Raw genomic sequence first — 5,424 nt, forward strand, 5'->3', positions numbered from 1 at the left:
CGGGTCGAGGACGCGCTGCAGGCCGCCGACACGGGGGGAGCGCGGCACGCGGTGCCCCCCGACGACCCGGCCGCCGAGCAGCACGTGAGCCTCGACGTCCTCGGGCGGATCGCGACCTCGCACTGCCGGACGTCGGTCGACGTGGTCGCAGTGCTGCAGCGCGCGCTCGTGCTCGCCGAGGACGACGAGCACGCCGCGCACCGCCTGCTCGAACGGGCGCTCGACGTCGCCGAGCCCGCGGGCGTCCGACGACCGTTCGTCGAGCTCGAGCCGCTCCTGCACGACCTGCTGCTCGAGCACCTGCGGTGGGGGAGCGCGCACGAGGCGCTCGTCGCGAGCCTCGTCGCCGGGGACGCACCGCGACGCGCGCAGCGCGGCGGGTGGGGCAACCTCGAGCTCACCGAGCGCGAGCACCAGGTGCTCGTGCGGCTGCGGTCGACCATGACGACGACCGAGATCGCCGCGGTCCTGTTCGTCTCGACGAACACCGTCAAGACGCACCAGCGCTCGATCTACCGCAAGCTCGGGGTCGCCGGCCGCCGCGACGCGATCCGCGTCGCCGCGGAGCGCGGCCTCCTCTAGACGCGGTCCGCGCCGGACGCCGGCTCCGCAAGTCGCCAGTCGTGCGACCGGCCCGTCAGTCCTCGGCGGGGTCGGGGACGGCGTGCGCCTCGACCAGCACGAGGCCCAGGTCGTGCAGCAGCGCGACGACCCCGGTGAGCGCGGCGGTGTCGGGCAGGCGGCACGACAGCACCGTCCCGTCGGGGGTCGCGGTGGCCACCACGTCGGCGTGCTCGCGCAGCAGCTGCTCCAGGTCGGCGCCCCCCGGCGACCCGTCCACGCGGATGTGGTAGAGCACGGCAGCTCCCTCGTCGGACCGACCGGACCAGGGTCCCGACGCGGGTGGTGCCGCTGCCTCACGCCCGTCGGGTGATATGCGCGTGGGGTCCCGTCCGGCAGTCACCCGACGCGGGTGAGGCACCGCCGGCGCGCACCGCGCGACAGTGTCGGCGAGCGGCCCGGACCAGGGCCGACGGTGGTCGACGAGAGGGGCACGCGATGGCACGCACGGTGACGGGCTGGGTCGGCTGGGTCTGGTTCGGCGCGTTCTGCCTCCTCACCGTGGGGCTGTTCAACGTCGTGTCCGGGCTGATCGCCGTCTTCTCGGAGGAGAAGGTGCTCGCGTGGTCCGGCCAGGGCGTGACGATCGTCGACGTGTCCACGTGGGGGTGGGTGCACCTGATCCTCGGCGCCGCGATGGTCGCGCTGGGCCTCGTGCTGTTCACCGGTGCCGCGTGGGCCCGCTGGACCGCGAGCGTGCTCGTCGTCCTCAACCTGGTCGCGCAGTTCGTGTCCCTGCCGATCACGCCGTGGTGGTCGCTCGCGGTGATCGTGCTGGACGTCGTGGTGCTGTGGGCGCTCATCGTCCACGGCGAGGAGGTCGAGCGGGCCGTCTCCTGACGGTCCGGACGGACGAAGGGAAGGCACACGATGACGACGTTCACCGCGTGGAAGTTCGACAGCCCCGACGGCGCCAAGCGCGCGGAGACCGCGCTCAAGGAGGCCGCGAAGGACGGGCTCGTGACGATCGTCGACCACGCGCTCGTCGAGTGGCCGGCCGACGCGGCCCGCCCGGACGTGCACCACAGCAACGACGACAAGAAGCGCGGTGCCGGCTGGGGCGCGTTCTGGGGCCTGCTGTTCGGCGGCATCTTCTTCGTGCCGCTCCTCGGTGCGGCCGCGGGCGCGGCGATCGGCTCGATCTCCAAGGCGGTCGCCGCGGTCGGGATCGACGAGGCGCAGCTCCAGACCATCCGCGAGCAGGTCACGCCCGGCACGTCGCTGCTGTGCGCGGTGACGACCGACGGCGACCTCGACCGGCTCGGCGAGCGGTTCCACGGGCTCCACTCGACGCTCGTCGCGACGAACCTCACCGAGGGCGAGCGCTCGACCCTGCTCGAGACGTTCGGCTGACGGGCCGGGGCGGCACGGGCGGCCCGCCGTCCGCGGCGCGGTGAACGGTCGCGGACGGGTCGGTGAACGCTGGGCGACGGTCCCGGCGCAGACGTGCGGCGTCGTCGGTGCTCTCCCGTCCGCGGCCTACGCTGGAGGCGTGGACGGGTTCGACGGCCTTGCGCTGCTCCTCGCCGGCGGCCTCGGACTGCTGACCGGCATCGGGGCCACCCTGGCGTTCCGCGTGAGCGAGCGCGCCCAGAAGGTCCCGGTGGCGCTGCCGGAGCCCGAGCTCGACGAAGGGCTGGTGCGGGCGCTCGCGGTGCTGCGCTCGGCGGCGATCGTGCTCGACGAGGAGGACACGGTCGTGCGGGCCAGCGCGCCCGCGCACGCGCTCGGGCTGGTCCGCGACGGCCGGATCGTGCCCGTGTCCATCCGGGAGATGATCGCCGCCGTGCGGCGCGACGGCGTGATCCTCGACGAGGAGCTCGAGGTCCCGCGCGGGCCCGTCGGCTCCGGCATCCTCATGGTGCAGGTGCGCGTCGCGCAGGTGACGCCCCGCCACGTGCTCGTCCTCGCGGAGGACCTCACGCAGGCCCGCCGCATCGAGGCGATGCGCCGCGACTTCGTCGTCAACGTCTCGCACGAGCTCAAGACGCCCGTCGGTGCGCTGCAGCTCCTCGCGGAGACGGTGCACGACGCGGCCGACGACCCCGACGCGGTGCGCCGCTTCACGGACCGCATGCAGGCGGAGGCGGCCCGGCTGTCCGCGCTCGTGCACGAGATCATCGAGCTGTCCCGCCTGCAGGTCGCCGGCGCGGTCGGCCAGGTCGCGGTCGTCGACGTCGACGCGGTGCTCACCGAGGCCGTCGACCGCGCCCGCACGCGCGCCGACGCGAAGAAGGTCCGGCTCGACATCGGCGGCGTGCACGGCACGCGCGTGCTCGGCCAGCACGACCTGCTCGTCACGGCGGTCCGCAACCTCGTGGACAACGCGGTCGCGTACTCGGGCGAGGCCGCGCACGTCGGCGTCGGCGTGCGCGAGGTCGACGGCCTGGTCGAGATCGCGGTCGTCGACGAGGGCATCGGCATCCCGGCCGCCGAGCAGGAGCGGGTGTTCGAGCGGTTCTACCGCGTCGACCCGGCCCGCTCGCGCGACACCGGCGGCACGGGCCTCGGCCTCTCGATCGTCAAGCACGTCGCCGCCGACCACGGCGGTGACGTGGCCGTCTGGTCGCAGCCCGGGCGCGGGTCGACGTTCACGATCCGCCTGCCGCGCGCCGACCTCACCAGCTCGGACGTCGTCGACCTGACGTCCACGACCATCCCCCAGGGAGACACCGTGCGGCGGAACGCCTCATGACCCGCATCCTGCTCGTCGAGGACGAGGAGTCGTACCGCGAGCCGTTGACGTACCAGCTCGAGCGCGAGGGCTACGACGTGGTCACCGCCGCGACCGGCCCCGAGGCGCTCGAGCGGTTCGAGGAGCACGGCGCCGACCTCGTCCTGCTCGACCTCATGCTGCCCGGGCTGCCCGGCACCGAGGTGTGCCGCCGCCTGCGGCTCACGAGCGACGTGCCCGTCATCATGCTCACCGCGAAGGACGACGAGATCGACAAGGTCGTCGGCCTCGAGCTCGGCGCCGACGACTACGTCACCAAGCCGTACTCGTCGCGCGAGCTGCTCGCGCGCATGCGCGCGGTGCTGCGTCGCCGGGAGGCCGCCGTCACCGCCGGTGCGACCGCGGCACCCGCGGGCCCGGTCGTCGAGGAGGAGCTGCTCGTGAGCGGCCCGGTCGAGCTCGACGTCGACCGGCACACCGTGAAGGTGCGCGGCGAGGTCGTGCCGTTCCCGCTCAAGGAGTTCGAGCTGCTCGAGATGCTGCTGCGGAACGCGGGCCGCGTCCTGACGCGCGGGCAGCTCATCGACCGCATCTGGGGCTCGGACTACGTCGGCGACACCAAGACGCTCGACGTCCACGTCAAGCGCGTGCGCGCCAAGATCGAGGAGGACCCGGCCAACCCGACCCTCCTGCTCACCGTGCGCGGCCTGGGCTACAAGCTCGAAGAGGCCTGACGCACGACCACCACGCCCGCTCGCACTACCCGATTCGTCGGGTCTGCGCGAGCGGGCGTCGCCGTCCCCGGCGCGGGCGCGCACTTCGTCGGCCACCGTTCACCCCGGGTTCACCCACCGCCGTCCGGCACGTCACGTGGGCTTCCTACCGTCGGCCTCGCCGCGCACACCCCGGTGCCGGCACGAAAGGACGGACCACAGTGAAGCTCTCCCTCCACCGCCGCGCCGGGGCGGTCGCCCTCACCGGCGCTCTCGCCCTCGCCCTCGCGGCGTGCGGATCGGACGACCCGACCGGCACCGGCGACGCGACCTCCGGGTCCGACGAGAGCGTCAGCACCCTCAGCGGTGAGCTCAACGGCGCGGGTGCCTCGTCGCAGGAGAAGGCCATGGACGCGTGGCGCGCCGGCTTCCAGAGCGGCAACCCCGACGTCACCGTCAACTACGACCCGGTCGGCTCGGGCGGCGGTCGCACCCAGTTCCTCGAGGGTGCGGTGCAGTTCGCCGGCACCGACTCGGCGCTGAACGACGAGGAGCTCGCCACCGCGCAGGAGACCTGCTCGGCCGAGGCGATCGACATCCCCGTGTACGTCAGCCCCATCGCCGTCGTCTTCAACCTCGAGGGCATCACCGAGCTCAACCTCTCGGCGACGACCATCGCGGGCATCTTCGAGGGCACCATCACCAGCTGGGACGCGGCCGAGATCAAGGCCGAGAACCCGGACGCGACGCTCCCCGCGGTCGCGATCACGCCCGTGCACCGCCTCGACGAGTCGGGCACGACGAAGAACTTCACCGACTGGCTCGGCAAGGCGTCGGGCGGCGCGTGGGCCCACGAGGCCGACGGCAACTGGCCGATCGAGGGCGGCGAGTCCGCGCAGGGCACGTCCGGCGTGATCCAGACGGTCCAGGGCGGCAACGGCACGATCACCTACGCCGACGAGTCGGCCGCCGGCTCGCTCGGCAAGGCGTCGATCAAGGTCGGCGAGGAGTGGGTGGCCCCGTCGGCGGACGCGGTCGCGGTCGCGCTCGACGCGTCGCCGCGGGCCGAGGGCCGTGCGGAGCACGACATCGTCATCGACATCGACCGTGAGACCACGGAGTCGGGTGCCTACCCGCTGTTCCTCGTCTCGTACGCGGTCGCGTGCCTCCAGTACGAGGACGCCGAGACGGCCGACCTGGTCAAGGGCTTCCTCGGCTACGTCGTGAGCACCGAGGGTCAGGAGGCGGCCGCGCAGGCCGCGGGCTCCGCGCCCCTGTCGGACGCGCTCGCGGCCGACGCGCAGGCTGCCGTCGAGGCGATCGCCGCCGCGTGACGGCACGCCGGTGACCGACCCGCACCGGGGGGATGCGGGTCGGTCACCGGCTCCTCGCACGTGGGGCGCCTGCGCCCCCTCT

The 5,424-nt window shown here is 73.6% G+C and carries 7 protein-coding genes; 6 read left to right on the forward strand and 1 reads right to left on the reverse strand.

Annotated elements, in window-relative coordinates; all coding sequences use genetic code 11:
- Positions 1–582, forward strand: a 582-nt coding sequence (locus tag HGA02_RS20895; RefSeq protein ID WP_168678762.1) for a helix-turn-helix transcriptional regulator, incomplete at its 5' end; no start/stop codon positions are given.
- A gap of 55 nt (positions 583–637) precedes the next feature.
- On the opposite strand, the gene HGA02_RS09240 is transcribed toward HGA02_RS20895, so the two are convergent.
- Entirely contained in the window at positions 638–859 is a 222-nt protein-coding gene (locus HGA02_RS09240) for a hypothetical protein (RefSeq protein WP_124341666.1), read from the reverse strand.
- Between the two features lie 200 nt (positions 860–1,059).
- On the opposite strand from HGA02_RS09240, the gene HGA02_RS09245 reads away from it, so the two are divergent.
- The 5 genes from HGA02_RS09245 to HGA02_RS09265 all read left to right on the forward strand — a co-directional run bounded on the left by HGA02_RS09245 (position 1,060) and on the right by HGA02_RS09265 (position 5,342).
- Positions 1,060–1,461: a DUF7144 family membrane protein gene (locus HGA02_RS09245; RefSeq protein ID WP_168678763.1), complete on the forward strand. Its 402-nt coding sequence runs from the start codon at positions 1,060–1,062 to the stop codon at positions 1,459–1,461.
- Between the two features lie 30 nt (positions 1,462–1,491).
- On the forward strand, positions 1,492–1,974 hold the full coding sequence (locus tag HGA02_RS09250; RefSeq protein ID WP_168678764.1) for a DUF1269 domain-containing protein: 483 nt from the start codon (positions 1,492–1,494) through the stop codon (positions 1,972–1,974).
- 139 nt (positions 1,975–2,113) lie between these two features.
- Positions 2,114–3,316: an ATP-binding protein gene (locus HGA02_RS09255; RefSeq protein ID WP_168678765.1), complete on the forward strand. Its 1,203-nt coding sequence runs from the start codon at positions 2,114–2,116 to the stop codon at positions 3,314–3,316.
- Positions 3,313–4,029: a response regulator transcription factor gene (locus HGA02_RS09260; RefSeq protein ID WP_124341662.1), complete on the forward strand. Its 717-nt coding sequence runs from the start codon at positions 3,313–3,315 to the stop codon at positions 4,027–4,029. The genes HGA02_RS09255 and HGA02_RS09260 overlap by 4 nt, the downstream gene beginning before the upstream one ends.
- Before the next feature lie 200 nt (positions 4,030–4,229).
- Positions 4,230–5,342 carry an extracellular solute-binding protein gene (locus HGA02_RS09265; protein WP_168678766.1) on the forward strand — a complete coding sequence of 371 codons (1,113 nt, stop codon included), beginning with the start codon at positions 4,230–4,232 and terminating at the stop codon, positions 5,340–5,342.
- The last annotated feature ends 82 nt before the right edge of the window (positions 5,343–5,424 follow it).

The sequence above is a fragment of the Cellulomonas septica genome, from assembly GCF_012396155.1.
GTDB lineage: Bacteria > Actinomycetota > Actinomycetes > Actinomycetales > Cellulomonadaceae > Cellulomonas > Cellulomonas septica.

What these genes read in the sequence shown, in the direction of transcription:
- HGA02_RS09250 (WP_168678764.1), top strand. Translation starts at nt 1,492, where the DNA reads ATGACGACGTTCACCGCGTGGAAGTTCGACAGCCCCGACGGCGCCAAG.
- HGA02_RS09260 (WP_124341662.1), top strand. Translation starts at nt 3,313, where the DNA reads ATGACCCGCATCCTGCTCGTCGAGGACGAGGAGTCGTACCGCGAGCCG.
- HGA02_RS09245 (WP_168678763.1), top strand. Translation starts at nt 1,060, where the DNA reads ATGGCACGCACGGTGACGGGCTGGGTCGGCTGGGTCTGGTTCGGCGCG.